This is a genomic window from Ruegeria sp. B10 (assembly GCF_056539825.1).
In genome coordinates this window covers 26,699-52,183 of sequence record NZ_JBQFVP010000023.1, presented here as the reverse complement: position 1 = coordinate 52,183, position 25,485 = coordinate 26,699, and the positions used below count along the sequence as shown (strand labels likewise).

General features: G+C 59.0%; 22 protein-coding genes, 1 other RNA gene and 1 riboswitch. Of the genes, 14 read left to right on the top strand and 9 right to left on the bottom strand.

The features are described from left to right. Window positions 1-108: 108 nt before the first annotated feature. Window positions 109-1,866: a DNA polymerase III subunit gamma/tau gene (locus tag ACR0J4_RS22530; RefSeq protein WP_170642669.1), complete on the bottom strand. Its 1,758-nt coding sequence runs from the start codon at window positions 1,864-1,866 to the stop codon at window positions 109-111. A gap of 169 nt (window positions 1,867-2,035) precedes the next feature. On the opposite strand from ACR0J4_RS22530, the gene ACR0J4_RS22525 reads away from it, so the two are divergent. Beyond that, window positions 2,036-2,539 (top strand): phosphatase domain-containing protein, encoded by a 504-nt coding sequence (locus ACR0J4_RS22525; RefSeq protein ID WP_170642670.1) that lies wholly within the window; start codon window positions 2,036-2,038, stop codon window positions 2,537-2,539. Here the strand turns inward: ACR0J4_RS22525 and ACR0J4_RS22520 are convergent. Next, entirely contained in the window at window positions 2,536-2,943 is a 408-nt protein-coding gene (locus tag ACR0J4_RS22520) for a hypothetical protein (RefSeq protein WP_170642671.1), read from the bottom strand. The genes ACR0J4_RS22525 and ACR0J4_RS22520 overlap by 4 nt on opposite strands. Window positions 2,944-3,031: 88 nt before the next feature. Continuing rightward, window positions 3,032-3,251: riboswitch (cobalamin riboswitch) on the bottom strand. 160 nt (window positions 3,252-3,411) lie between these two features. Here ACR0J4_RS22520 and ACR0J4_RS22515 point away from each other — a divergent pair. Continuing rightward, window positions 3,412-4,269: an alpha/beta fold hydrolase gene (locus ACR0J4_RS22515; protein WP_170642672.1), complete on the top strand. Its 858-nt coding sequence runs from the start codon at window positions 3,412-3,414 to the stop codon at window positions 4,267-4,269. 43 nt (window positions 4,270-4,312) lie between these two features. On the opposite strand, the gene rsgA is transcribed toward ACR0J4_RS22515, so the two are convergent. The 3 genes from rsgA to ACR0J4_RS22500 form a co-directional block, all read right to left on the bottom strand. After that, the gene (gene rsgA, locus ACR0J4_RS22510) at window positions 4,313-5,341 is read right to left on the bottom strand and encodes a ribosome small subunit-dependent GTPase A (RefSeq protein ID WP_170642673.1); all 1,029 of its coding nucleotides are present in this window, start codon (window positions 5,339-5,341) and stop codon (window positions 4,313-4,315) included. 157 nt (window positions 5,342-5,498) lie between these two features. Beyond that, an RNA gene (gene ffs, locus ACR0J4_RS22505) (signal recognition particle sRNA small type) lies at window positions 5,499-5,597 on the bottom strand. 39 nt (window positions 5,598-5,636) lie between these two features. Continuing rightward, on the bottom strand, window positions 5,637-7,484 hold the full coding sequence (locus tag ACR0J4_RS22500; protein ID WP_480668828.1) for a bifunctional 2',3'-cyclic-nucleotide 2'-phosphodiesterase/3'-nucleotidase: 1,848 nt from the start codon (window positions 7,482-7,484) through the stop codon (window positions 5,637-5,639). Between the two features lie 185 nt (window positions 7,485-7,669). Here ACR0J4_RS22500 and nudC point away from each other — a divergent pair, with 185 nt between their 5' ends. Then, complete coding sequence (gene nudC, locus ACR0J4_RS22495; RefSeq protein WP_170747260.1) at window positions 7,670-8,653, top strand: NAD(+) diphosphatase; 984 nt, start codon at window positions 7,670-7,672, stop codon at window positions 8,651-8,653. A 39-nt stretch (window positions 8,654-8,692) separates the two neighbouring features. Then, window positions 8,693-9,160: an SRPBCC family protein gene (locus ACR0J4_RS22490; protein ID WP_170642675.1), complete on the top strand. Its 468-nt coding sequence runs from the start codon at window positions 8,693-8,695 to the stop codon at window positions 9,158-9,160. 25 nt (window positions 9,161-9,185) lie between these two features. On the opposite strand, the gene ACR0J4_RS22485 is transcribed toward ACR0J4_RS22490, so the two are convergent. Further along, window positions 9,186-10,019, bottom strand: coding sequence for a prephenate dehydratase (locus ACR0J4_RS22485; protein ID WP_170642676.1), 834 nt, complete (start codon window positions 10,017-10,019; stop codon window positions 9,186-9,188). 120 nt (window positions 10,020-10,139) lie between these two features. Here ACR0J4_RS22485 and ACR0J4_RS22480 point away from each other — a divergent pair, with 120 nt between their 5' ends. The 5 genes from ACR0J4_RS22480 to ACR0J4_RS22460 all read left to right on the top strand — a co-directional run bounded on the left by ACR0J4_RS22480 (window position 10,140) and on the right by ACR0J4_RS22460 (window position 16,511). Continuing rightward, window positions 10,140-10,655 carry a c-type cytochrome gene (locus tag ACR0J4_RS22480; protein WP_170471271.1) on the top strand — a complete coding sequence of 172 codons (516 nt, stop codon included), beginning with the start codon at window positions 10,140-10,142 and terminating at the stop codon, window positions 10,653-10,655. Between the two features lie 171 nt (window positions 10,656-10,826). Then, complete coding sequence (locus ACR0J4_RS22475; RefSeq protein WP_170642677.1) at window positions 10,827-12,734, top strand: extracellular solute-binding protein; 1,908 nt, start codon at window positions 10,827-10,829, stop codon at window positions 12,732-12,734. A gap of 1 nt (window position 12,735) precedes the next feature. Continuing rightward, a complete protein-coding gene (locus tag ACR0J4_RS22470) occupies window positions 12,736-13,830 on the top strand; it encodes a microcin C ABC transporter permease YejB (RefSeq protein WP_170460207.1) in 1,095 nt (364 codons plus the stop codon). Next, window positions 13,831-14,937, top strand: a complete 1,107-nt coding sequence (locus ACR0J4_RS22465) for an ABC transporter permease (RefSeq protein ID WP_170642678.1) — start codon at window positions 13,831-13,833, stop codon at window positions 14,935-14,937. Continuing rightward, window positions 14,934-16,511, top strand: a complete 1,578-nt coding sequence (locus ACR0J4_RS22460) for an ABC transporter ATP-binding protein (RefSeq protein ID WP_170642679.1) — start codon at window positions 14,934-14,936, stop codon at window positions 16,509-16,511. Before ACR0J4_RS22465 ends, ACR0J4_RS22460 begins: the two co-directional genes overlap by 4 nt. Window positions 16,512-16,530: 19 nt before the next feature. Here the strand turns inward: ACR0J4_RS22460 and ACR0J4_RS22455 are convergent, their stop codons facing one another. Together ACR0J4_RS22455 and hemN are read right to left on the bottom strand one after the other, a co-directional pair. After that, entirely contained in the window at window positions 16,531-18,459 is a 1,929-nt protein-coding gene (locus ACR0J4_RS22455; protein WP_170642680.1) for an elongation factor G, read from the bottom strand. 214 nt (window positions 18,460-18,673) lie between these two features. Beyond that, complete coding sequence (hemN, locus tag ACR0J4_RS22450) at window positions 18,674-20,029, bottom strand: oxygen-independent coproporphyrinogen III oxidase (RefSeq protein ID WP_170642681.1); 1,356 nt, start codon at window positions 20,027-20,029, stop codon at window positions 18,674-18,676. Window positions 20,030-20,090: 61 nt separating this feature from the next. Here hemN and fnrL point away from each other — a divergent pair, with 61 nt between their 5' ends. After that, on the top strand, window positions 20,091-20,834 hold the full coding sequence (gene fnrL / locus ACR0J4_RS22445) for a transcriptional regulator FnrL (protein ID WP_170638369.1): 744 nt from the start codon (window positions 20,091-20,093) through the stop codon (window positions 20,832-20,834). A gap of 77 nt (window positions 20,835-20,911) precedes the next feature. Here the strand turns inward: fnrL and ACR0J4_RS22440 are convergent, their stop codons facing one another. Next, the gene (locus tag ACR0J4_RS22440) at window positions 20,912-21,751 is read right to left on the bottom strand and encodes a universal stress protein (protein WP_170638371.1); all 840 of its coding nucleotides are present in this window, start codon (window positions 21,749-21,751) and stop codon (window positions 20,912-20,914) included. Between the two features lie 193 nt (window positions 21,752-21,944). Between ACR0J4_RS22440 and ccoN the strand changes: the two genes are divergently transcribed. From ccoN to ccoP, 4 genes are read left to right on the top strand one after another with little or no spacing between them, the layout of a single operon-like run. After that, window positions 21,945-23,552: a cytochrome-c oxidase, cbb3-type subunit I gene (gene ccoN, locus ACR0J4_RS22435; RefSeq protein ID WP_170638373.1), complete on the top strand. Its 1,608-nt coding sequence runs from the start codon at window positions 21,945-21,947 to the stop codon at window positions 23,550-23,552. Between the two features lie 14 nt (window positions 23,553-23,566). Next, on the top strand, window positions 23,567-24,295 hold the full coding sequence (gene ccoO, locus ACR0J4_RS22430; RefSeq protein WP_170460225.1) for a cytochrome-c oxidase, cbb3-type subunit II: 729 nt from the start codon (window positions 23,567-23,569) through the stop codon (window positions 24,293-24,295). 11 nt (window positions 24,296-24,306) lie between these two features. Beyond that, the gene (locus ACR0J4_RS22425) at window positions 24,307-24,513 is read left to right on the top strand and encodes a cbb3-type cytochrome c oxidase subunit 3 (RefSeq protein ID WP_170460227.1); all 207 of its coding nucleotides are present in this window, start codon (window positions 24,307-24,309) and stop codon (window positions 24,511-24,513) included. Beyond that, window positions 24,510-25,373, top strand: a complete 864-nt coding sequence (gene ccoP, locus ACR0J4_RS22420; protein ID WP_170642682.1) for a cytochrome-c oxidase, cbb3-type subunit III — start codon at window positions 24,510-24,512, stop codon at window positions 25,371-25,373. Before ACR0J4_RS22425 ends, ccoP begins: the two co-directional genes overlap by 4 nt. The last annotated feature ends 112 nt before the right edge of the window (window positions 25,374-25,485 follow it).

The window sequence follows — 25,485 nt, the reverse complement described above, 5'->3', positions numbered from 1 at the left end:
CAGCGCTCGGGCAAAGCCCGAGCGGTGCCGGGCCCAAGGCCGCCCAGGGTGATCGGCGTCAGCCGATTGCCCGTGGCGGGCGCGGGAGGGTTTGGTTTTGTATAGAGGTCAGTCTTCTTCGAAAGGATCCCATTCATCTTCGACCTCGGGCAGGGCTTCGGTCTCGACTTGGGCGGCGCGTTGTTCCGGTGTTTCGATCCGGGTGATTTTGGCCTTGGGAAAACTTGCCAGAACGGCCTGAACCAGCGGATGCGCCGAGGCCTCTTCTTTCAGAGCCAGTTCCGCTTTATCGCGGATTTCGGCGATCGTCGGAGCGTCGCCATCCGATACAATGGAAACCGCCCATCTGTTGCCAGTCCAACGTTGCAGGGCTGATCCCAGCCGTGGTGCAAGATCGGTCGGAGCTTGCGACGATGGTGTGAATTCGATCCGTCCTGGCTGGTAAGAGACCAGCCGCACGCCGTTTTCGACCTCGACCAGAAGCTTGACGTCTCGGTTGTTCCGGATCAGCTCGACCACATGTTCGAAACTTGGGTATCGCGCCAGTGCCGTCTGTGTATCTTGCGCCAAGGCGGCGACGGGTCCGCCGCCGGACCCGCGTGGCGCAGGGGCGTAGCTTGTAGCGGCGCGGGCTTCGACCGGGGCCGCGCCGTTGCTTTGAATGGGCATCCCACCACCAGGTCCGCCGTTGAGGGGCGGAGGTGTATCCTGCAGCCGTTTGATCAACTCTTCCGGGCTGGGCAAATCAGCCACGTGAGTCAGTCGGATCACAGCCATTTCGGCAGCCATCATGGCGTTCGGGGCGGCTGAGACCTCCTCAAGCGCCTTCAACAGCATCTGCCACATCCGAGTCAGTACCCGCATGGGGAGGGCATCGGCCATTTGCTGGCCGCGGGCGCGTTCATCCGGGGAAACAGTGGGGTCTTCTGCTGCGTCCGGGGTGATCTTCACGACCGAGACCCAATGAGTGATCTCAGCCAGATCACGCAGCACGGCCAGTGGATCAGCCCCCTCGGCATATTGGCCACCAAGCTCGGTCAACGCCCCTGCAGCATCGCCCCGCAGTATCATGTCCATGAGGTCCAGAACCCGGCCACGATCCGCCAGGCCCAGCATCGCGCGTACTTGATCTGCCGTCGTCTCTCCGGCCCCGTGTGAGATCGCCTGATCCAGTAATGAGGTGGCGTCGCGGGCAGATCCCTCAGCAGCGCGAGTGATCAGCGCCAACGCGTCCTCGGCAATCTCAGCACTCTCAGCTGAGGCGATCTTGCGCAGCAGGCCGATCATATCCTCGGGTTCGATCCGGCGCAGGTCGAAGCGTTGGCAGCGCGACAGAACCGTGACGGGAACCTTGCGGATCTCGGTTGTGGCGAAGATGAACTTCACATGCGCCGGCGGCTCCTCGAGCGTCTTGAGCAGCGCGTTGAAGGCGCTGGTCGACAGCATGTGGACCTCATCGATGATGTAGATCTTGTAGCGGGCCGAGGCTGCGCGGTAGCGAACACTGTCGATAATCTCGCGAATATCATTCACGCCGGTGCGGCTGGCGGCGTCCATCTCCATTACGTCGACATGACGGCCCTCCATGATGGCGACGCAGTGCTCACATTGGCCGCAAGGCTCGGTCGTGGGTCCGCCAGTTCCGTCCGGTCCGATGCAGTTCATGCCTTTCGCAATGATCCGTGCGGTCGTGGTTTTACCGGTTCCGCGAATGCCTGTCATGACAAAGGCTTGCGCGATGCGATCCGCCTCGAACGCGTTTTTGAGCGTGCGGACCATCGCATCCTGACCCACCAGATCGGCAAAGGTTTCCGGGCGGTATTTTCGGGCGAGAACCTGATAGGCGGGGCTGTCTGAGTCGGTCATGTCTGCTCTGGCGGATTCGGAACGTCACCGCAGCGTAGAGGCCTGCGCCGCCCGCGTCCACATGAGTTGAAGAACGATTTTGTTTTGGAAACCGGCGCGTCAGGGGTACACTCTGCAGATTGTGAATCAAGCCTAAAGTCAGGATCAACGCTTCCGGGGGGATGCTGTCATGACGAATTTGGTCATTCATGCTTTGCAAGTGGGCGGGGGCACACTTGCCCTAACGTCGATGCCGGGAAAGGGCGGCGACTATGCAGGCGACCTTGAAACGATTGGAGATTGGAGGCCGGGGCTCGTGCTTTCGATGACAACCGAGGCCGAGCTGGTCCAGTTTGGAGCCCGCGATTTTGGCCGCGACGTTCAGGGGCGCGCCAGCCGCTGGGTGCATCTGCCGATTCAGGATTTCGGCGTGCCACCGTCAGAGGTTGATGCGCAATGGCCCGATGTTAGTGCCGCGGCGCGGCAGGCTTTGTCTGGCGGAGGGCGCGTGCTTGTCCATTGTCAGGGCGGATGTGGTCGCTCTGGCATGGTGGTGCTGAGGTTGATGATCGAATGCGGCGAGGCTCCAACCCAAGCGCTGGATCGGTTGCGCAAGCTACGCCCCTGCGCGGTCGAAACCGATGCGCAGAAGCACTGGGCCACCTTGCCCGCCCGAGCTTTGGCAGACTCCTAAGCCGACAGTTGCAGTTCCGCCGGGGTCGTTTTGCGCGGCGCAATCACTGATGCCTCGAGCATGGCGCAGGGCAGGGATGTCATCGCTGCGCTAGGCAGGCTGCTCGTTTCGGTTCCGAACATAAGGTCGGCGTAGCGATGGAGGGTCTCGCTGTCGGCATTAGGGTCCGCTCCGCAATAGACCCGCACCCGAGACTGGCTGGCCCGAAACCGGGCGTGGCAGCCGTCCGTGCAATGGGTCAGGTCGCTGCTGCCTTCGATTTCGAAATCCGATGTGGTCGCCGGACCGGCTTGGTCCAGTGCGTCAACCATCGAACGCGCCAGCCGTGCCAATGCAGGGCAAGTCTTGCCGGTATGTTGGCAGATGGTTGCTGAGAACCTATGTGTCTTCGTCTTCCAGATCATCCTGCGCCCTCCGCGCGGTGGACAGGGGCTGGGATCAGGTGGGGCAGATAGGGTCTGTCACGGCCTGCCCGGACACCCCGCCCGAGTTTGGGTTATGTTGACGATGGCAGGTCTCCTGACTTGCGGGTCATCGCTTTGCCGACCTTCCCGGCCTTTCGGCCAGTGGCTCTTCGACATCGCTCACCGCTTACAGTTGCGGGGGCAGTCGCGGATTTGGTTCGTCCCGAGCAAGCCGGGGAAAACCGCACCGTGTTCCCTTTTCATCCCGACTTCTTGTGAAAGCCGGGAACCATCGAACCATCGCTAGCGTTCATAACCATTCTGAGTCAAGTTGAACTTTCTGCGCTGCGGAAAGACGATCCGCAAAGTGGACGCGTGGTCAAGCGGGATCGCAGTTGACTTGCATGGGCTGTCTGGGGTCAAGTTGCAATGTGAACTCATCAGTTCAGTTTTCCACCGAGGATGCCCATGTTGGATGCAAACCAAACAGTGCTGATCGAAGATGTTCAGATCCCGGTGGGGGATGGTGCCCTGTCCGGGCGGATCTACCGGCCCGTGGCGCAGCCCGAAACCGTAGTGGTGGTCAACAGCGCGACAGGGGTTCCGCGAGACTACTACAAGCATTTCGCACAATGGTTGGCCTCGGATCGTGATATCGCCTGTCTGATCTACGACTACCGGGAATTCGGGCATTCGAAATCGGGCCCACAGCGTCGGTCGAAGATTTCGATGGCCGATTGGGCGTTGCAGGACATGCCCGCCGCGCGGGCCGAGATGCGCCGACGGTTCCCGCTGTCGCAGCAATGGTCAGTTGGTCATTCGCTTGGAGGGATGCTGGGGCCAGTGCAGCCGGATATCGACAAGATTGATCGCATGATCTGCGTCTGTTCTGGCCTTGTGAAGTTGGGCGATCATCCTTGGCCGTACCGCGCTCTGGCCGGGTTGTTCTGGTATGGGCATGTGCCTCTGGTCGTGAGCGGCCTGGGGTATTTGCCGGGCAAGGCACTTGGGTTTGGAACAGACCTACCGCCTAAGGTCTATTGGCAATGGCGCAAATGGTGCACCGCGCCGCAAAGCTATCTGCCCGAGATCGGAGACACACTGCCGCAAGCTACGTGGCAGGATGCTGACGTTCCCGTCGACCTTTTTGCCTTCACAGATGATGAGATGGTCCCAGAAGCTGCCGTTTGGCGGTTGGCCGAGCTTTATGGTCCAAAAGCACGCCGTCACCTGTTGTCACCGGAAGAGTTTGGTGTTCGGGAGATCGGCCATATCGGTGTGTTTGCCCGCCGAAATGCGGTGCTCTGGCCACGATTGATCGCTTGATGGGGGGCGCCGGCGGACCGACGCCCCTTTTTCAGCCCGTGTTTCAATCGCCGCGCCGCGCGGATTTTCCGTGCATCGCAGATCGGACCATCTTGCCGAAAGCCTTGTCGCGTGCCCGCGCCTCGGCCACGGTCTCAGAGTTGCGCTGATCCTCGCGCCTCAGCTTGCGCCAGCGTTCCAACCGATCTGCATCCAGTGTGCCTGCTTCAATCGCCGCCTGCACAGCGCAACCGGGCTCGGCCTCATGCTGGCAATCCGAGAACCGGCAGGTTTGGGCCAGCTCCAGAATGTCCGAGAACACTTCGTCCACCCCGTCCTGCGCGTCGAGCAGGCGCAGGGCGCGCATGCCGGGGGTGTCGACCAGCCAACCGCCATTTTGCATCGGATGTAAGGCGCGAGACGTCGTGGTGTGGCGGCCTCGGGCGTCATCCTCGCGGATTGTGGCTGTTGCCTGATCCTGCCCGGTCATTCCGTTGGCGAGCGTTGTTTTGCCAACCCCGGATGACCCGACCAAAGCCGCTGTCTGACTCGCCGGACACCATGCCAGAACCTGCTGCAGGTCTAACGCTTCATGCGCGTTGACCGTCAGGACTGTCAAAAACGGTGCCAGCGCTTCGGCCTGCTTGGCGTAGGCTGCGGGGTCCGAGCAGCTATCTGCTTTGGTCAGGACCACGACAGGATAGCAGCCCGCCTGATGCGCCAGTGCCAGATACCGTTCGAGCCGGGGCACATTGAAATCCGCATTGCACGAGCTGACGATGAACAGCACGTCAACATTGGCTGCGATCAGTTGCGCCTCGGCTCCGGTTCCGGCAGCACGGCGTTGCAACAGGCTGCGCCGGTCAAGCAGATGCTGAACGCGATTCTTGTCATCGGCCAGCACCCAATCGCCAACCGTAAAATCGCCAGTGGAATGACCAGGGGCCAACAGAGGCATTTCACCGGTCTCGTTCATCCCGACCAGACGGTCCCGGTGAACGGCGGTGATACGAAAAGGCATGAATTGTGCGTGCGCCGCGTGCTGTGCGGCGAAGTGAGAGGACCATCCCAGGTCTGAAAGAGTAAAAGACATTGGTTTGCCTGTGTTCAGATATAGCAATCCCATCGGATGGCAGACGCGCATCCGTTGGTGATGTGTTCAGGCAATCGGAGAGTTGGGTTTAGAACCGATCTGCCCGAAGGGTGTTTGCTACAATCATAAAGCCCTCCTGCGGCTGATGGTTTATACAAAGTGAGAGGTTGGACATCGACCCAAGCGGGGCTCGTTGTGGCTGCTTCCTTCCGGACCTGACCAGGTTGGCGAGGCGCTCGCCCGCGCCAACCTCTCAAGGCCTGATATAGGGAAGCGATGTGAAAATGACAACCCGTCACAAGGTCAGTCGTATCCTTTCAAAGCCCTCGGCATCAGGCTCCAGCAATTCTGGGGAATATTCGCTCAGCTCGGGCAAAAACTTCAACGCTCCGCTGCCGGTTCTGAGGATCGTGTGCGCACCATTTAGCGGAGCGAAGGAGAACGGGTAAGGAGCCTGATCCAGAGGGTCTGCGGGTAGGTGATCTGACAGGTAGTCGCGTAGTATCTCTTTGATATCCCTAGACGGCAGCGGAATGGTCCGGGCCTTGTCAACGAAAGGGAAATGCCCACCGCCGCTGGCGCGATAGTTGTTGAGGGCGACCACAAAGCTCTGGTCGTCGCGGATTGTTTGCCCGTCAAAGCATAGATTGCAGATGCGCTGGGCGGTTGGATCGCTCAGGGTGCCGTTGCTGTCGAACCGCGCCGGGCTGGACAGGTCGATTTGATAGTTGATGCCAAACACAACGTCAAAGTTATGCCCCGCCCGGCGGGAATCGGTTAGCTCGGTTTGGGTGTCTGGGTGGATCTGGTTGAAAAAACTTGCCGACATCTCAAGCCATTCCCGCAATTGTGCGCCGGTGATTTCGACGGCCCGCAACTCGTTGGGAAAGACATGCAGGTCAGCGACGTGACGCAGGCAAATCTTGCCTACAGGCACGTCTGTGTAGTTCCTCGGCCCGGCGCGTCCGCCGAATTTGTAAGGAGACACTGCTGATAGAAGCGGCACTGCAGCGAAGGCGGTGCCGTGCAGGAACGGGCGCAAACCCGCTGCTTGCGCCGCCGCCACCAGGGCGAGCCCGCGATCCGGAGCGCAGAAGCAGAAATAGCTGTGCAGGCTCTGCGTGGTATAGCTGACAGGTTCGGCCATCATCTTGCGCGTGGCCAGATGAGCGGGCTTAAACAGGTTGCTCAGGTCCTTGTCTTCGACCTCATCGGCAGTGGCGACCAGGTTGCAGTGGTGATCGGTGATCTGCCAGCGCCCCTCGGGTGCCTTGGTCAGGTGCAGGTCTATGACCCCCAGAAAAGACCCAGCAGACCCGGCCATGACCACAGGTGTGCCGTGGACCAGACCATTTTCGGCATCAACGCCGTCTAGCCCATGATGGGCCACGCTGGGTAGTATCAGGTGCGTGTGACCGGCAACAATCGCATCAATTTCTTCAATCGCGGCAAGGGGGATGACGGCGTTCTCAAGCCCCGGCTGAGATACCGAATGCTCCAACCCCGAATGCGCCAGAGTGACGACCAGATCGCAGTCCTGCGCACGCAACGCCTCAGCCGTTCTTCGGGCGGCGGTCAGGATATCCTCGGCAACGACCTTGTCTTTCAGGTGATGCGCCTCCCACATCGTGGTTTGAGGCGGAAGCACTGACAATACGCCGATTCGGATCGTTTCTTCCTGCGCAATGGACCGAGTCAGAACGACACTGCGCAGCCAGGGCTGCCGATCGTCCACATGGGTCAGATTGCTGCAAATCACGGGGCAAGGGGCTTGGCCTATGACGCGTTCAAGCACATCCAGTCCGAACCCGAAATCATGATTGCCCAAGCCGATCGCGTCATATTCTAGCGCCTTGAAGGCCTGCATCATCGGGTGCGGGCCCTCGTTTTCCACCGCCCAGTCCCCAATCGGCGTCCCTTGCAGCGCGTCGCCATTGTCGAACAAAAGGGTCAAACTGTCCTCGACCTGTTGACGGGCGTTTCGGATCGCCGACGCCGTACGCGTCAGCCCGATGGTCGGGTCCGTTTTGTCCGCATAATAGTCGAACCCGGTCAGGGTCATGTGCAGATCGGTGGTTGCCAGAATGCGGATATGCACGCCGGCGTCCTGCGCGTCTTTCATGCGCGGGGAGATTGCGGTCACGTTCGGTTGTCTACTTTTGCGCTATGAGAGTTAAGAAAATTTACCAAGAGGACAAATAAGTGAAAAATCCGAGGCGGTCATGCGGTGTTTCAGTGGCACCTGTCGATATGCCGCAGTAGTGAATTGACATTGCAACACCTGCGCGGACATGGCAGCCCTAGGCGTAAAAGGCTGAGGGGACCCTAATGAAAAACGCAGAGAACGTGACATTCGGCAGCTCAGGCCTTGAGCGTGCGGCCCATCTGCGGGGAGACGCGGACAAGCTGACCGAAGCGGCCCAGAACCCAAACGCCCGCTGCCTGCTGCTGTGGCGTGGAAAAGTGCTGGTGCAGGGCGAGGCTCTGGATCGGTTGGGTCTGGTCAACATGGCGCATCCTCTCGTTGCGAATGGCCCAGGTGGAGTGGTTGAGACTCCGATCCTGCTTGGCTGTTCCGATGACGGGGCGGCGGTGTTTGCTGCCGATATCTCTGAATGGCAGGCCGAGGGGCTGGATCTGTCGAGCTTGGGCAATTTCATCGACCCGTCCGAGCAACAGCATCCCGATCTGCCCGAGGGCCATGTGTTTGCCGAACTGCGCCGGGTCATGACGCGCCTTTCTACCCGCGATGCCGAGCTTGCGGCGACAGCCAAGGCGGTGATCGGCTGGCACGAGACGCATCGCTTCTGTGCTCGCTGCGGTGCGCCAAGCGACGTATCGCAAGCAGGATGGCAGCGCAGTTGCCCGACTTGCGGCGGCCAGCACTTCCCGCGTACCGATCCGGTTGTGATCATGTTGATTACCCATGGAGACAGCGTGCTGATGGGGCGCTCGCCGGGGTGGCCCGAGGACATGTTCTCGTTGCTGGCAGGCTTCGTCGAGCCTGGCGAGACGCTGGAATCCGCGGTGAGGCGCGAGGTGATGGAAGAGGCGGGCGTTCCCGTCGGCGCAGTGTTCTATCTGTCCAGCCAGCCCTGGCCGTTTCCCGCGTCGCTGATGTTCGGCTGCGCTGGCGAGGCACTGTCTCGGGACATCCAGATCGACCCGGTTGAAATCGAAGAGGCGATGTGGGTCAGCAAGTCCGAGATGATGCAGGCCTTCGCGGGGGAGCATCCGCGCCTGCTGCCCGCTCGCAAGGGGGCGATTGCGCATTTTCTGCTGCAGAACTGGCTTGCAGATACGTTGGACTAACGAAACACTGGCAAGCAAGAACGAGCAGCAAGGGCCCACATGCAGTTTTCAGCGCGCGAAGATATCGAGGCTCCCATCCACTCGGTTTTTGACATGGTTGCCGATTTCGATCGGTTCGAACGCATGGCGATGCGCCGTGGCGTTGACGTGCGCCGTACCACCGGCGGGGTTGCGCCCTCCGCAGGCATGGCGTGGGAGACCGAATTCAAGTTGCGCGGCAAACCCCGCCAGATGTCCGTACTGCTGACCGATTGCGACCACCCCTTGCAAATGCGATTCGAGGCGACAGGCAAGGGCATGACCGGGGTTACAGTGGTTGACTTTATGGCCCTGTCTCAGCGTCGGACCCGCTTAAGTGTGGATTTGTCACTCAGCGCCAAGTCCCTGCCGGCGCGGTTGCTACTGCAGTCAATGAAGCTGGGACAGGCACGGTTTCGTAAACGCTTTCAAATGCGCCTGGCGGAATTCGCCCGAGAATTGGAACAGCGCCACCGGCATGGCGCTTAGGTTCAACGTGGCCTAAGGCGTGGGCCTAGCCGCGTGGCTGGGCTGCCGGGTAGACGCCAAGTATTTCCACATTGGTGGTGAAATGCTCAAGTTCGTCCATGGCCAGTTGCACGTTCCTGTCTTCCGGATGCCCGACGATATCGGCATAGAACTGGGTCGCGGTGAACGAGCCATCGACCATATAGCTTTCCAGCTTGGTCATGTTGATCCCGTTGGTCGCAAACCCACCCATCGCTTTATAGAGCGCCGCTGGAATATTGCGGACCTGAAAGACAAAGCTGGTGATCATGCCATGCGCGCCGCGCCGCGACATGTCGGCCTCGGGTGACATGACCAGAAAACGCGTGGTGTTGTCGCCATGATCCTCGATATGACGGGCGAGGACGTTCAGGCCGTAGATCTCTCCGGCCAGTTCGCTGGCCAGAGCGGCTGAATGGATTTCACCCGTCTCTGAGACCTCACGCGCGGCGCGGGCGTTGTCGGGGCTGACCCGCCCATGAATACCGTGCTGGCGAAGGAAGCCCGCGCATTGGGGCAGCAACACCAGATGGGAATGCGCCTCGGTGATGTCGTCGAGCGTCGCGCCGGGCACGGCCAGCAGGTTGATGTGGACGCGCACAAAGGCCTCATCAATGATCTGCAGACCACTATGGGGAAGCAGCCGGTGGATATCGGCCACCCGCCCATAGGTCGTGTTTTCGACCGGCAACATCGCCAGATCAGCCGCGCCGGACCGAACCGATTCGATCACATCCTCGAAAGTACGGCAGGGCAGCGCCTCCATTTCCGGGCGTGCGTTGCGGCAGGCCTCGTGGCTGTAGGCGCCGGGTTCGCCTTGAAAGGCAATGCGTTTGGTCATTTGGTCGGTCCCGTGCAACAAGTTACAAAATTGGGCGTTTCGTCGCGGTGTCTATACCTTGCCTCTCGCAAGGGGAAGCCTTAGACACCTTTTCAGACAGCTGAAATGGACTAGCGATCAATGTTCGACACGATGACAGTTACCAAGGCCGCTGCGGGCCTGTTCGGCACGTTCCTTGTGCTGCTTCTTGCCAAATGGGGTGGTGACATCCTGTACCATTCGCATGGGGGCCATGGGGATGCACAGGCTGCCTACATCATCGAGACCGAAAGCTCGGGTGAAAGCGCCGATGGCGAAGAGGTGGTCTTTGAAGACCTGCTGGCCGCCGCAGACCCTGAAAAGGGCGCCAGAGTTTTCCGCAAATGTACTGCGTGCCACAAACTGGAAGACGGTGCGAACGGCACCGGACCCTACCTATACGGCATTGTAGACCGGCCCGTTGCGTCGGCCAAAGGCTTCACCGGCTATTCGGCGGCGATGCAGGCGCATGGTGGCAACTGGACTCCCGAAGCGCTTGATGCCTTCGTTGAAAGACCCAACGCATATATCTCGGGTACATCCATGAGCTTTGCCGGCCTGAAAAAGCCTCAAGAACGCGCTGACCTGATTGCCTATCTGCAAACCATCGGCAACTGATTGCCATCACGTTTGCGAAAAAACCCAAAGCCGCTGCCTTGTGCAGCGGCTTTTTTTATGTCGAAAATCTTCACAAAGCGTTCACGCATTCTAAACTTGAATCAGCCAGGACTGGCGATTTAGCTGGCGGAACAAACATAGATGACGACAACAATCCAGAGGATGAGCCATATGAAACCCCTCCTGCCTGCTGCGCGCGACATGAGTATTCGGCATTGGGGGGTGGTCTTAGGGTTGGTCGCCGTAACGCTCGGATCAGCCGAGGTCGCCCACGCGAATGATGAAAACGTCACAACCAGTCACGGGTACTCCTATTTTGGAAATCTGGACTACCCGGCTGACTATCCGCATCTGAATTACGTCAATCCCGACGCCCCCAAAGGCGGTGAGATGTCACTGGCAGCGTCTGGAACCTTTGACTCGCTGAATCCTTACTCACGAAAGGGTCGGAGCGGAGCGTTAACCACAATCCAATATGACCGCCTGTTCGAAAGCGCGGATGACAGCGTCGGTCAGTACTACGGTGTTCTGGCGGAAAGCCTCGAGTACGACGAAGGCCGCAACTACGTCATCTTCAACTTGCGCCCTGAAGCTATGTTCTGGGATGGAACACCGGTAACGGCTGAAGACGTTGTTTACAGCCACCGATTGTTTATCGAGCAGGGCCTGCCGTCTTACGCGCAGGCCGTCGGGCGTATGGTCACTGGGGCCGAGGCGCTGGATGATCACACTGTAAGGTTCACGTTCAACCCAGAAGTCACGCGCCGTAGCTTGATCGAAACCGTAGGATCGACGCCTGTCTTCTCAAAAGCGTGGTTTGAAGCCGACGAGTCGCGTCGTCTGGATGAACCTCGGCTGGAAGTGGCGGTCGGTTCGGGTCCGTACAAGCTGGACAGTTATGACATCAATCGCCGTATCGTCTACAAGCGCCGCGACGACTATTGGGGCAAAGACCTGCCGTTCAACGTCGGCCGCAACAACTTTGACACTATTCGCGTCGAGTATTTCGCGGACCAGACTGCCGCTTTCGAAGGTTTCAAGGCGGGCGAATATACGATGCGGATCGAGAGCGATCCCAAGCTCTGGGCGACAAGTTATGACTTCCCCAAGCTGACAGAAGGTTCCGTTGTGCGCGACGAAATCAAGGATGGCAGCCCGCCGACGCCGTCTGGTTTTGTATTCAATCTCGGCAAGCCCCAGTTCGCAGATAAGAACGTTCGAAAAGCGTTGGCTCTGGCATTCAACTTTGAATGGGCAAACGAATCCTTGTTGTTTGGATTGAATTCACCTCGCAACTCTTTTGTGCAAGGCACACCGCTCGAAGCGCAGGGCACCCCATCGGGCCCAGAGCTGGCCTTCTTGGAAACGCTTGGCGATGTCGTCCCGGCTGATTTTCTATCCGAGGATGTCGTTGTTGCTCATGAATCCAACCCAGCGCGCCTGAACGACCGGCGCAACCTGCGCAAAGCGTCGAAGATGTTGGACGAGGCGGGTTGGCCCGTGGGCGAAGGTAACGTGCGTCGCAATGCTGAAGGGCAGACGCTGAAGGTGAATATCCCTTACCCTTCGAACTTGCCGACATCGACGGCGACGATGATCGAAACCTACGTTCAGAACCTTCAGGCATTGGGTGTAGATGCATCTGCGGAAAAGGTTGATCCGGCACAATACACATTGCGTAGCCGAGAGCGCGACTACGATATGGTCTATTCCACGCGGTATGGGTCGTTCCTGTCGACCGGCGGCGGATTGAGCCAGATGTATGGGTCCGAAGAGGCAGCCTTTAGCCTGTTCAATCCCGCTGGCCTGGCAAGCCCGTTGGTCGACGCGATTATTGAAGCGTCTTTTGAAACCGACAATCAGGCTGATCAGGACGCAGCACTTATGGCTTTGGATCGTGCCCTGAGGTATGAGTTTTTCGTGATCCCCGTGGGATACATCGCGGACTACTGGACAGCCTATTACGACATGTACGAATACCCTGAGAACCTGCCGCCCTATTCGTTAGGTCATTTGGACCTTTGGTGGATCAACCCCGAGAAAGAAGCCGATTTGAAGGCAAAAGGCGCGCTGCGGTAAAATGGGCGCCTATATTCTAAGACGCCTGCTTTTGGTCATTCCGACCTTGCTGGGCATAATGGTCGTCAACTTCACGCTGGTGCAGTTTGTTCCGGGTGGACCCGTTGAACAAATCATCGCTCAGATCGAAGGACAGGGCGATGTCTTTGCGGGCTTCGCCGGGGGTGGAGACGCCGGTGCCGGGTCCGAGCCTGCAGGCGGTGTATTCGACGACAAATATGTGGGTGCGCGCGGCCTGCCTCCGGAGTTCATTGCCGAATTGGAAAAGGAATTCGGTTTCGACAAGCCGCCGCTTGAGCGTTTTCTTGGCATGATGGGCAATTACCTAACGCTCGATTTTGGCGAGAGCTATTTCCGGTCGATCAGCGTGATTGATTTGGTGCTGGAAAAGATGCCCGTGTCTATCTCACTGGGTCTGTGGTCGACGCTGATTGCCTATCTGGTGTCGATTCCGCTAGGCATCCGCAAAGCAGTCAAGGACGGGTCGCGGTTTGATACCGTGACGAGCGGAGCCATCATCGTGGCCTATGCCATTCCCGGTTTCCTGTTTGCCATCCTTCTGCTGGTGCTGTTTGCCGGTGGATCCTACTGGCAGATCTTCCCGTTGCGGGGGCTGACTTCGGACAATTGGGACAGCCTGAGCCTTTTGGGCAAGATCGCCGACTATTTCTGGCATATCGCGCTGCCGATCATTGCCTTGACGATCTCGGCCTTCGCGACGCTGACGCTGCTGACCAAGAACTCGTTTCTGGATGAGATCAAGAAGCAATATGTCATGACCGCCCGTGCCAAGGGATTGGGAGAACGCAAGGTCCTCTATGGCCATGTCTTCCGCAACGCGATGCTGATCGTGATTGCAGGCTTTCCTGCGGTATTCATTGGTGTCTTCTTTGGTGGTTCGATCATTATTGAAACGATCTTCTCTTTGGACGGTCTGGGTCGCCTCGGGTTCGAGGCCGCCGTGGCGCGGGACTATCCGGTGATCTTTGGCACTCTGTTCATCTTTGGTTTGATGGGGCTGGTCGTCGGTATCATCAGCGACCTGATGTATGTGCTCGTCGATCCGCGTATCGATTTTGAGAAGAGGGAGGGGTAAATGACGCTGTCCCCCCTGAATCAACGGCGTTGGCGCAATTTCCGACGCAATGGCCGCGCTTTCTGGTCTCTGATCATCTTCTCGGTGCTGTTCGGCCTGTCCCTATTCGCCGAATTCATTGCCAACGATAAACCGATCCTCGTACAGTATCGTGGTCAATTCTACACGCCGATTTTTAACTTCTATCCCGAAACTGAATTTGGCGGCGATTTCCAGACCGAGGCGATCTATCGCGACCCCGAGGTCCGCTGCCTGATCGACAGTGGCGGGCTTGAGGACTGTTTCGACGATCCCGAAGGTATAATCGAGCAGATCGAGGCAGGGACATTTCAAGCCGAAGGGTTCGAGCGCGGCTGGGCCATCTGGCCGCTGATCCCCTATTCCTACAACACCAGTGTTGATCGCCCGGGTGCGGCCCCCTTGCCGCCGAATGGTCAGAACTTGCTGGGCACGGATGATACCAAACGGGACGTGCTGGCGCGGGTGATTTATGGTTTCCGCCTGTCGATCCTGTTCACGTTGATGGTGACTGGCGTGGCGAGCCTGATCGGTATTTTCGCCGGTGCCATACAGGGCTTCTTCGGTGGCTGGCTCGACCTGATTTTTCAGCGTGTCATCGAGATATGGTCCGCGACTCCGTCGCTTTATGTCATCATCATTATGTTCGCCATTCTGGGCCGAAGTTTCTGGCTACTGGTGATCCTGATGATCCTGTTCAGCTGGACCGGATTGGTCAGCGTTGTGAGGGCCGAGTTCCTGCGGGCGCGCAATCTGGAATATGTCCGCGCCGCGCGGGCGCTGGGTGTTGGTAACACGACGATCATGTTCCGCCACATGCTGCCCAATGCGATGGTTGCGACGCTGACCTTCATGCCCTTTATCGTGACCGGCACGATTGGCGGGCTGGCTTCGTTGGATTTCCTTGGCTTCGGTCTGCCCTCTTCTGCGCCGTCGCTAGGTGAGCTGACCTTGCAGGCCAAACAGAACCTGCAGGCCCCGTGGCTGGCCTTCACCGCTTTCTTTACCTTCGCCATCATGCTGTCGCTGCTGGTCTTCATTTTCGAAGGCGTCCGCGATGCATTTGATCCCAGAAAGACCTTCTCATGAGCCTTTTGGATGTAAACAACCTCAAGGTCTCATTCCGCCAGGACGGAGAGGTATCGGCTGCGGTTAAAGGCGTCTCTTTCACCGTGGATCGGGGGGAGACGGTTGCGCTGGTGGGTGAGTCCGGTTCGGGGAAATCGGTGACGGCGCTTTCGACCGTGTCGCTGCTGGGCGACAGCGCGATGGTCGAAGGCTCGGTCAAATATGACGGGGCCGAGATGATCGGGGCGACCGAGGACAAGCTGATGGAGGTGCGCGGCAACGATATCAGCTTCATCTTTCAGGAGCCGATGACCTCGCTCAATCCCCTGCACACGATCCAGAAACAGATGGCGGAATCGCTGGCCTTGCATCAGGGCTTGGCAGGGGATGCCGCGCGCGACAGAATTGTGGAGTTGCTGAACAAGGTTGGCATTCGCGACCCTGAGGATCGCCTGGACAGCTATCCGCACCAGCTGTCGGGCGGGCAGCGGCAGCGTGTGATGATTGCCATGGCGCTGGCCAACAAACCGGATGTTCTGATCGCGGATGAACCAACGACCGCCTTGGATGTAACCATTCAAGCGCAAATTCTCGAGCTACTGGCTGAGCTACAGAAATCCGAGAACATGGGGATGCTGTTCATCACCCATGACCTTGGGATTGTGCGTCGGATCGCCGACCGGGTCTGTGTGATGAAAGACGGTGAGATTGTCGAAACCGGAATCACGGCAGAGATTTTCAACAACCCACAGCATCCCTACACGCGCAAATTGCTGGAGGCCGAGCCTTCAGGACACCCCGACCCCGTCGCCGCAGACGCGGAAGAGGTCGCCCGCACCGATCACCTGAAGGTCTGGTTCCCGATCCAGCGCGGCTTTCTGAAACGCACGGTCGGTTATGTGAAGGCCGTCAACGATGCGACGTTCAGCGTGCGGGCCGGGGAAACCCTTGGCATCGTCGGCGAAAGTGGCTCGGGCAAGACGACGATGGCGTTGGCCATTATGCGGTTGATCGCGTCCGAGGGTGGGATCACCTTCCGCGATCAGGATGTTCGCCGCTGGTCCACGCGAGAGTTGCGGCGCCTGCGCAAGGACATGCAGATCGTGTTTCAGGACCCGTTCGGCAGCCTGAGCCCACGTATGACATGCCAGCAGATCATCTCCGAGGGACTCTCTATTCACAACGTCGACCCGCATCGCGCCCCGCGCGAGCTGGTGGCCGAGGTGATGACAGAGGTGGGCTTGGACCCGGCCTCAATGGACCGCTACCCGCATGAGTTTTCGGGCGGGCAGCGTCAGCGGATTGCGATTGCGCGGGCCATGGTGCTGCGCCCGAAACTACTGGTACTGGATGAGCCGACAAGCGCGTTGGACATGACGGTGCAGGTTCAGATCGTTGATCTCCTGCGCGATCTGCAGCGGAAATACGGGCTGGCGTATCTGTTCATCAGCCACGACTTGAAAGTTGTGCGGGCGATGTCCCACAAGGTCATCGTCATGCGCAACGGCGACGTGGTCGAGATGGGCGCATCCGAGGATCTGTTTGAAAATGCGCAAACAGATTACACCCGTGAACTGATTGCGGCGGCGGGCTAAGGCCCGCCTCACATTTCCTTCAGGCGCTGGCTTTTTCGCGATCGGCGGATTTGGGGACCGGACCGCGCAACTCTTCATAATGATCGAAGCTCAGATTGACCCACCCCGTTCCCCGCGTGGCACTGGCGAGAGTTCGGTGCAACTCATCTTGCGCCACGGCCGGAAGTTGGGCGTTGAAGATTTCCCAACCTAAGGCATCCGGATTGCCCTCGAACCCCAAAACCTGCCCTTGCAGCGAACTGATCGTGGGAACCAGATCTCCGACGAAATCTGACGGCAGATGAATCTCGGCCGTGAGAATCGGCTGCAGTACCACGGGCTTGGCCTGCGGCAGTGCCTCACGCACCGCATTCTTGCCCGCCGTCCGGAACGCGTAGTCCGAGCTGTCGACATTGTGGTGTTTGCCGTCGCTGAGGGTGATTTTGACATCCACGACCGGGAAGCCTTCGGGGCCTTGTACCAACGCGTCTTTGGCCCCGTGCTCCACGGATGGGATATAGTTCTTCGGCACCGCGCCGCCCTTAACAACCTCTTCGAATTGAAAGCCCGAGCCACGGGGTAGAGGCGCGACCGAGATCACAACGTCGGCGAATTGTCCGGCGCCGCCCGATTGCTTGCGATGACGGTGGCGATGTTCGACCGGCGTACGGATGGTTTCGCGATAGGCGGTCTCGACGGGGTCGGTTTCGATCTCGATCCCGAAATCCTCCAATAGCTTGGCCGTCACGCGCCGCATGTGTTGTGGACCCTGAGAGCCGAGTACGGAATGTCCGCTCAGCTCGTCTTGTTCCATATGCAGCCCCGGGTCGATCTCGACCAAACGGCTCAGAGCGTTTGAAAGGCGTACGTCGTCGCGCTCATGCGCGGGTGAGACGACCTGCCGGTGCGCAACTGGGTGCGAAGACGCCCAATCCGGAAGCGGTGTAGCCGACCGGCTGTCATAGATGTATCCGGGGTTGAGGTGGTCAGACTTAACTGCAAGCCCGATTTGTCCGGCCTCCAACGCGCCAATCTGTGTTTTGGCGTCGAGGCTCGTCAAATTGCCGACCGTTTCGCCCCCAAGGGCTTCATGCGCTTTGACACCATCGCCCAGCCCGCGCAGCACGGTGATCTTGCCAATATGTTTCTTCACATCGGCAAAGCCCGCAATCGCGCGTGCATTGTCCGCGGCTTCATCTCGCCCGGCGGCGATATCGAACTCGGGCGCTTCGTGCCGCAGGGCTTTCATCAAGCGGGTGAGCCCATTGCCATGTTGCGCGGCCCCGAGACAGGCCGGGATCAACTGATGATTTTGTAGGACCTGAGCGGCCAAATCGTAAATCTCAGCGCTGGGGGGCTGCTTATCTTCGATCAGTTGCTCCAGCAGATGGTCGTCGAAATCCGACAGCGTTTCCAACAATTCAGTGCGGGCTTCCTGTTCACGGTCCTCGACGGATTGAGGCAGCTCAATCAAGGCCGAGGGCTGTCCTTCTTGGTACTTCCACGCACGTTCCGAGATCAGATCGACCGCGCCTATGATTGTATCGCCGTCACGGATCGGGACCTGCCGCAAGGCGATGTGATGGGTGCAATAGGTCTGCAGGGCCGCGATGATGTCTCGGATACGGCCGTTGGGGTTGTCCATTCGGTTGATGAATAGAAAGCAAGGGATGCCAGCCTCTTCTACCAGCCGCAGGTACGGCGCGCACAGAACGGCGGCATCGGGGTCTGGCGGGACGACAACCACGGCGGCGTCCGAGATCGCCATGGCTGGTCCCACATAGGCCAGCGCATCGCCGCCGCCATCCACGTCAACCGCGCACCACGGTTCGTCCAAATAAGAAAAACCGTGCAAATGCACGGTTCCGGAGATGTCGAATGTTGTCGGGCGCCCGTCGAGGCGGCTGATGGCCTCGACCAGAGTGGATTTGCCCGATTGACTGGGGCCTAGGACGGTGAAAACGCGCATATGTGCTGTCCCTCTTTCAGGTTGCAGAGTGGCTGCACGAAAGGGGCTGCCTTGCGCAAATGCGGTGGCATGGTTTGTCTGCGGATTTGCCTGCCTCGGGCTGTGGACCTGATCGAAGACCCACGCCCCGAGTGTGGAGAAAACACCAGCCTTGCGTCAAGCCCCCGTTCGGTATCGGCTTGGGTCTGCCGAAAACCGGGCCGCTTGCCCCAAGTTAGATCGCAGAGCTATGTCCGGCTTTGCTCAGGTCATAGGCATCGAAACTGCGGGCGATCATCCGGGTCAGAGCACGCGCCTCGGGCGGGATAAACAGCCCGTCATCGGTGACGCGCAGCAGGCCGTCAAATCTTGCGTTTACCTCGGCGTACATCTTATTCAGCTCTGCGATGGATACATCATGGCTGCGCAGGATCTCGGCCGAGTCGACCCGGAAATCGCACATCAACGCTTCGATTAAGCGGGCGCGCAGCACGTCCTGTCCCTTGAACGCATGCCCACGCGAGGTCGAGAACTGACCGTCGCGAATTGCCTTGGTATGGGCCGAGGTCGCGGGGTTATTCTGCGCGTAGCCCTGAGGAAAGCGCGATATCGAGCTTGCACCGATGCCGATCAGAACCTCGGCCTGATCGTCCGTATAGCCCTGGAAGTTGCGTTTCAGTTGGCCCGCTTTCAATGCTTTGGTCAGCCCGTCTTCTTGCGTCGCAAAGTGGTCGATTCCGATCTCGGCGTAGTTGTCCCACATGAACAGACGGCGGGCGGTGTCGAAAAGGTCCAGACGCTGCTCGGGCGTTGGCAGAGCCTCGGACGGGATCAGTTGCTGCCGTTTCGCCATCCACGGCACATGGGCATAGCCATAAAGCGCGACGCGATCCGGGCTGAGCGACAGAAGCTTCTGCACGCTTTCTGTCATCCGCGCCTTGGTCTGATGCGGTAGGCCAAACAGGATATCGGCATTCAGGCTGGTGATCCCACGCGCGCGGATCATATCCACCGCATCCCGCGTGGTATCGTAGCTTTGGATGCGCCCGATGGTTTTCTGGATCTCGTCATCGAAATCCTGTACTCCGATCGAGGCGCGGTTCATGCCCGCTTCGGCAAGGACGTCCAGACGCGCTTCGTCAATCTCATTCGGGTCGATCTCGACCGAGAACTCGGCATCCGGTCCCAGCGGCACGATATCCAGAATGTAGCGCGCCAGATCGCGCATCAGGTCGGCATTCAGCAGGGTTGGGGTGCCGCCGCCCCAATGCAGGCGGGATAGAAACACCCCCTCGGGCAATCGCGCGGCCAGCAGGTCCAGCTCGGCCTTCAGCACGTCGACATAGGCGACCACGGGGCTGTCGGTTTGCGTGCCTTGTGTGCGGCAGGCGCAGAACCAGCAGAGGCGCCGACAGAAGGGGACATGGACATAAAGCGAGATGGCGCTGCTGGGTTTAATCCGGGCGATCCAGTCACCAAAAAGATCAGCCCCCACGTCATTGCCGAAATGGGGGGCGGTCGGGTAGCTGGTGTAGCGAGGCACCTTCGCGTCAAAAAGTCCAAGCCTTGCCAATTGTGATTTATCTATCATGGAGATACCTTTAAGGGACCGAAGTCTTGGTTGCTTTGATAGAGATCAAGTAGGAAAGCGAATGTCAGTAGAGATAAAGTTTGATCATACCAACTGTGACGAATGCCCGATTCGTCATCGGGCCGTCTGTGCCCGGTGTGACGCGGATGAGCTGCAGTCCCTTGAGGAGATTAAATATTATCGCAGTTTCGAAGCGGGTCAGACGATCATCTGGTCCGGCGATCAGATGAACTTTGTCGGCTCGGTCGTCTCGGGTATCGCGTCTCTGACCCAGACGATGGAGGACGGGCGGACCCAGATGGTAGGTCTGTTGCTGCCCAGCGATTTCGTCGGGCGTCCCGGACGTGATTCTGCGCCATATGACGTTCAGGCCACCACGGATGTGGTGATGTGCTGCTTTCGCAAGAAGCCGTTCGAAGGGTTGTTGAGTGAGACCCCTCATATCGCGCATCGGCTTTTGCAGATGACTCTGGACGAGTTGGACGCAGCGCGGGAATGGATGCTTGTTCTGGGTCGCAAGACGGCGCGGGAGAAGATCGCCAGCCTGCTTTCGATCATCGCGCGCCGGGATGCCTCGATCACGCAGAAAGGGCTGTCAGGCCCACTCGTGTTCGACTTGCCGCTGACGCGTGAGGCGATGGCGGACTACCTCGGTCTGACGCTTGAAACGGTGAGCCGACAGATCTCGGCCTTGAAAAAGGACGGGGTTATCGTGTTGGAAGGCAAACGCCACGTGACCATCCCCGATCTGGGTCGCCTTATGGAAGAGGCCGGAGATGACTCGGACGGAGGTTTCTTGGTTTAGCGACGCCACCTGACAGGCATATGCCAAGGTGATCAAGCCGCCCCGCAGGGCGGCTTTTTGTTCGGGTCAGCACGCGATCAGTGCGCCATGAAGACTGGTACAGCGGATTGTTCCAGCATGTTGCGCGTGGCACCGCCAAGGATCGCTTCGCGAAAGCGAGAATGGCCGTAGGCGCCCATGACAATCATGTCTGATTCAGTGTCCATAGCGTGGCGGTTCAGAATGTCCGACACCCGGGTCATGGTTTTGCTGAGGACTTCGATTTCGCACCGGACACCGTGCCGCGCGAGCATCTGGGACAGCATGCCACCCGGGTCAGAGCGGTCGGGCCCATGCCGTGGCGGGTCGATCACCACGATACGCGCCAGATCGGCGTCTTTCAAAAACGGCAGGGCGCAGCGCACCGCACGCATGGCCTCGACGCTTTCGTTCCAGGCGATCATGATGTTCTTGGGCTTCGAAACAGGTTGCCCCGCGTTTGGGACGACCATGACCGGAGCGTGACCTTCGAACATTGCGGCTTCGACAATTGGTTCCGCCTCGGCACCGCGCCCCTCGCCATACGGGTGAGGCAGGACAACCAAATCCGAGAACCGCGCCCGATGGGCAACGTGGCGTCCTATGTCCGCGATCTGGGCGACTCCGTTTTCGGCCGACCACCGCACACCGGTTTTTCCCAGAAAATCCTCGGCATAGCTAAGCAACTCATCGGCCTCGGCATTGGCCCGGCTGAGGGTTTCCTGAAGGATAAGTGCGTTCGCCCCGGCGTAGTAATACCCTGTCTGACTGCGATCGACACCCAGGCACAAGGCCTCGGCATGACCATCCTGCGCCTCGGCCAATGCCGCCGCCTGAGACAGTGCTGCCTGCGCATTCGTAGTTTCCGTCATTATTGTGAGAATTGATTTGTAAGCCATATCGACCTCGTCTTTCGAGCAGCCGATCCAATGCGACCAGCGCCCCTCCACTTGACTATGGGTGTCACAGAAAACAACGGATTGTCTTGACTCAGATCAAAGCGGCAGAGGACGTTCTTCTACATTACGAACCACAGTCAAAAAGGTTCTGTGCGGCACGTAAATCGCGCAGGGCAGGGTAAAGGGACGCAATATGTCGAATTACATCAAGCTGATCGTGCTTGGTCTGATCGTGCTGTTTGCCGCGATCGGGTCCAATTATGCACGCGATTTGGCGTATCAGGTGCATGCGATACTGGTGATGATCATCGCCGGTGGTCTGTTCATCTGGACGCTTCGAAACACGGATGAGCCAGATATTCTTGTCGATCGCTCCGGCGAGTACATGGACGGCGTGATCCGCTACGGCGTGATCGCAACTGCCTTCTGGGGCGTGGTCGGGTTCCTGGCGGGAACTTTTATTGCGTTCCAGCTGGCATTTCCAACGCTCAACTTCGAATGGGCGCAGGGCTATCTGAACTTTGGACGGTTGCGTCCGCTGCACACCTCTGCGGTGATTTTTGCCTTTGGGGGCAACGCTCTGATCGCGACCTCGTTCTACGTGGTCCAGCGCACCAGCGCGGCGCGCCTTTGGGGCGGAAACCTGGCCTGGTTCGTGTTCTGGGGCTATCAGCTGTTCATCGTTCTGGCAGCGACCGGATATGTTCTGGGTGGCACGCAGTCCAAGGAATATGCCGAGCCTGAATGGTATGTGGACCTGTGGCTGACCATCGTCTGGGTCGCCTATCTGGCTGTCTATCTGGGTACGATCATCAAACGGAAAGAGCCGCATATCTATGTGGCCAACTGGTTCTACCTGGCCTTTATCGTGACCGTTGCGATGCTGCACCTGGTCAACAACATGACCATCCCGGTCAGTATCTGGGGTTCGAAATCGGTTATCGTCTGGTCGGGCGTACAGGATGCTATGATCCAGTGGTGGTATGGCCACAACGCTGTGGGCTTCTTCCTGACTGCGGGCTTCCTGGGCATGATGTACTACTTCATCCCGAAACAGGCCGAACGTCCCGTATTCTCGTACAAGCTGTCGATCATCCACTTCTGGGCGCTGATCTTCCTGTATATCTGGGCCGGTCCGCACCACCTGCACTATACCGCGTTGCCTGACTGGGCCTCGACGCTGGGCATGGTGTTCTCGATCGTACTGTGGATGCCGTCCTGGGGTGGTATGATCAACGGTCTGATGACGCTCTCGGGCGCATGGGACAAGCTGCGCACCGACCCAATCATCCGTATGATGGTCATCTCGGTTGGCTTCTATGGCATGTCCACCTTTGAGGGTCCGATGATGTCGATCCGTGCGGTGAACTCGCTCAGCCACTACACCGACTGGACCATTGGTCACGTACACTCGGGCGCGCTGGGCTGGAACGGCATGATCACCTTTGGTGCGCTGTACTATCTGGTGCCTGTCCTATGGAAGCGTGAGCGTCTGTATTCCCTGCAGATGGTAAGCTGGCACTTCTGGCTCGCCACGATCGGCATCGTTCTCTATGCCGCGTCGATGTGGGTCACTGGTATCATGGAAGGCCTGATGTGGCGCGAAGTGGATGCCAACGGCTTCCTGGTGAACTCGTTCGCTGACACCGTTGCCGCCAAGTTCCCGATGTATGTGGTTCGCGGTCTGGGTGGGGTTCTGTTCCTCGCTGGCTCGGTGATCATGTGCTACAACCTGTGGATGACTGTGCGTAAGGCACCGGCCAAAGAGGCCAGCCTGACCGTCGCAGTCCCGGCTGAATAAAGGAGGCCGGAGCAATGGCAATTCTTGACAAACACAAAGTGCTTGAGACCAACGCGACCCTTTTGCTGATCTTCAGCTTTCTGGTCGTGACCATCGGTGGCATCGTGCAGATCACCCCGCTGTTCTATCTTGAGAACACCATTGAGAAGGTGGAGGGCATGCGCCCTTACACCCCTCTCGAAATGGCGGGCCGTGAGATCTACATCCGCGAGGGCTGCTATGTCTGCCATAGCCAGATGATCCGCCCCATGCGGGACGAGGTCGAACGCTATGGCCACTACTCGCTGGCGGCCGAGTCGATGTATGACCACCCGTTTCAATGGGGATCCAAGCGGACCGGACCTGATCTGGCACGTGTCGGCGGCCGTTACTCGGACGATTGGCATGTCCGTCACCTGCGCGATGCCCAATCGGTGGTGCCGGAGTCGGTGATGCCGAAATATGGCTTCCTCGAGAACCGGAAGATCGACGGCAAGTATATCGGCGATATCATGGCGGCAAACGCGGTGGTCGGTACACCCTACACCGACGAGATGCTGGAGAACGCACAAGCCGACTTCCGCGCTCAGGCCGATCCAGACAGTGACTATGACGGGCTGTTGGAGCGTTATGGTGACAAGGTCAACGTCCGCAACTTCGACGGTCAATCCGACCTGACCGAAGCTGACGCACTGATCGCCTATCTGCAAATGCTGGGCACGCTGGTCGACTTCTCGACCTTCACGCCTGACGCAAGCCGCTGAGGGAGGGTGCAATGGAAGAATATACTCTCCTGAGGCAGTTCGCAGATAGCTGGATGTTGCTTCTGCTGTTCGCCTTCTTCGTTGGCATCATTGTCTGGGTGTTCCGCCCGGGCGCCAGCAAGGAATACAGCGATACCGCCAACATCCCTTTCCGGCACGTTGATGCACCCGCACCACGGCAAGACCAACCCGCCACATCCAAGGAGGCGCGGCCATGAGCAAGATACCTGATAAACAGCCGGGTGACCCGAATACCACCGGTCACAGCTGGGACGGCATCGAAGAATTTGACAACCCGATGCCCCGCTGGTGGCTGTGGACCTTCTACGCCACGATCTTCTGGGGTGTGATCTACACGATCATGTATCCCGCATGGCCTCTGGTTCAGTCGGCGACGGCCGGAATCACGGGCTGGTCATCCCGGGCCGAGGTTCAGCAAGAGTTGGTCTCGTTCGAAGAGGCCAACGCCCCGTGGAACGCCAAGCTGGTCGAAACCCCGCTCGAGGAAATCTCGGCGGACCCTGAGTTGCAGCAATATGCCGTCAACGCAGGCAGCGCCGTGTTCCGCACCTGGTGTGCGCAGTGCCACGGCTCGGGCGCGCAGGGCGCGGCGGGCTTCCCGAACCTGCTGGATGACGCATGGCTGTGGGGCGGCACGATGGAAGATATCCATTTCACCGTCAGCTATGGGATCCGGAACGAGGAAAGCGACGATGCGCGTTACTCCGAAATGCCGGCCTTTGGCGAACTCCTCGAAGGTGAAGAGATTACTCAGGTGGTTCAATACGTGATGTCGCTGACCAATGCGCAGACCGACGATGCGGCGGCGCAGGCAGGTAAGGTTGTCTTTGAAGACAATTGTGCCGCTTGTCACGGCGAGGACGGTAAAGGCGACGTCTTCCAGGGCGCGCCGAACCTGACGGATGCCATCTGGCTCTATGGCGGCAGCGAAGAGGCCCTCACTGAGACGGTGACCTACAGCCGCTTTGGCGTGATGCCCAACTGGGATACCCGCCTGACCGAGGCGCAGATCCGCGCCGTAACCGCCTATGTCCACCAACTGGGTGGCGGTCAGTAAGGCTACAAGAATACCTTGGGGCGGCTTGCTGCCCCTGGGTCCCGGCACCGGCTGTTCCATCTGTTCGCGCGTTTCCTGAACAGCCGGTGCCTATTTCCAAAACCATCATAGG

What these genes read in the sequence shown, in the direction of transcription:
- ACR0J4_RS22480 (WP_170471271.1), top strand. Translation starts at nt 10,140, where the DNA reads ATGTTCGACACGATGACAGTTACCAAGGCCGCTGCGGGCCTGTTCGGC.
- ACR0J4_RS22470 (WP_170460207.1), top strand. Translation starts at nt 12,736, where the DNA reads ATGGGCGCCTATATTCTAAGACGCCTGCTTTTGGTCATTCCGACCTTG.
- ACR0J4_RS22455 (WP_170642680.1), bottom strand. Translation starts at nt 18,459, where the DNA reads ATGCGCGTTTTCACCGTCCTAGGCCCCAGTCAATCGGGCAAATCCACT.
- ACR0J4_RS22475 (WP_170642677.1), top strand. Translation starts at nt 10,827, where the DNA reads ATGAAACCCCTCCTGCCTGCTGCGCGCGACATGAGTATTCGGCATTGG.
- ccoO (WP_170460225.1), top strand. Translation starts at nt 23,567, where the DNA reads ATGGCAATTCTTGACAAACACAAAGTGCTTGAGACCAACGCGACCCTT.
- ccoP (WP_170642682.1), top strand. Translation starts at nt 24,510, where the DNA reads ATGAGCAAGATACCTGATAAACAGCCGGGTGACCCGAATACCACCGGT.
- ccoN (WP_170638373.1), top strand. Translation starts at nt 21,945, where the DNA reads ATGTCGAATTACATCAAGCTGATCGTGCTTGGTCTGATCGTGCTGTTT.
- ACR0J4_RS22515 (WP_170642672.1), top strand. Translation starts at nt 3,412, where the DNA reads ATGTTGGATGCAAACCAAACAGTGCTGATCGAAGATGTTCAGATCCCG.
- ACR0J4_RS22460 (WP_170642679.1), top strand. Translation starts at nt 14,934, where the DNA reads ATGAGCCTTTTGGATGTAAACAACCTCAAGGTCTCATTCCGCCAGGAC.
- hemN (WP_170642681.1), bottom strand. Translation starts at nt 20,029, where the DNA reads ATGATAGATAAATCACAATTGGCAAGGCTTGGACTTTTTGACGCGAAG.
- ACR0J4_RS22525 (WP_170642670.1), top strand. Translation starts at nt 2,036, where the DNA reads ATGACGAATTTGGTCATTCATGCTTTGCAAGTGGGCGGGGGCACACTT.
- ACR0J4_RS22530 (WP_170642669.1), bottom strand. Translation starts at nt 1,866, where the DNA reads ATGACCGACTCAGACAGCCCCGCCTATCAGGTTCTCGCCCGAAAATAC.
- ACR0J4_RS22440 (WP_170638371.1), bottom strand. Translation starts at nt 21,751, where the DNA reads ATGGCTTACAAATCAATTCTCACAATAATGACGGAAACTACGAATGCG.
- rsgA (WP_170642673.1), bottom strand. Translation starts at nt 5,341, where the DNA reads ATGTCTTTTACTCTTTCAGACCTGGGATGGTCCTCTCACTTCGCCGCA.
- ACR0J4_RS22490 (WP_170642675.1), top strand. Translation starts at nt 8,693, where the DNA reads ATGCAGTTTTCAGCGCGCGAAGATATCGAGGCTCCCATCCACTCGGTT.
- fnrL (WP_170638369.1), top strand. Translation starts at nt 20,091, where the DNA reads ATGTCAGTAGAGATAAAGTTTGATCATACCAACTGTGACGAATGCCCG.
- ACR0J4_RS22425 (WP_170460227.1), top strand. Translation starts at nt 24,307, where the DNA reads ATGGAAGAATATACTCTCCTGAGGCAGTTCGCAGATAGCTGGATGTTG.
- ACR0J4_RS22465 (WP_170642678.1), top strand. Translation starts at nt 13,831, where the DNA reads ATGACGCTGTCCCCCCTGAATCAACGGCGTTGGCGCAATTTCCGACGC.
- nudC (WP_170747260.1), top strand. Translation starts at nt 7,670, where the DNA reads ATGAAAAACGCAGAGAACGTGACATTCGGCAGCTCAGGCCTTGAGCGT.
- ACR0J4_RS22485 (WP_170642676.1), bottom strand. Translation starts at nt 10,019, where the DNA reads ATGACCAAACGCATTGCCTTTCAAGGCGAACCCGGCGCCTACAGCCAC.
- ACR0J4_RS22520 (WP_170642671.1), bottom strand. Translation starts at nt 2,943, where the DNA reads ATGATCTGGAAGACGAAGACACATAGGTTCTCAGCAACCATCTGCCAA.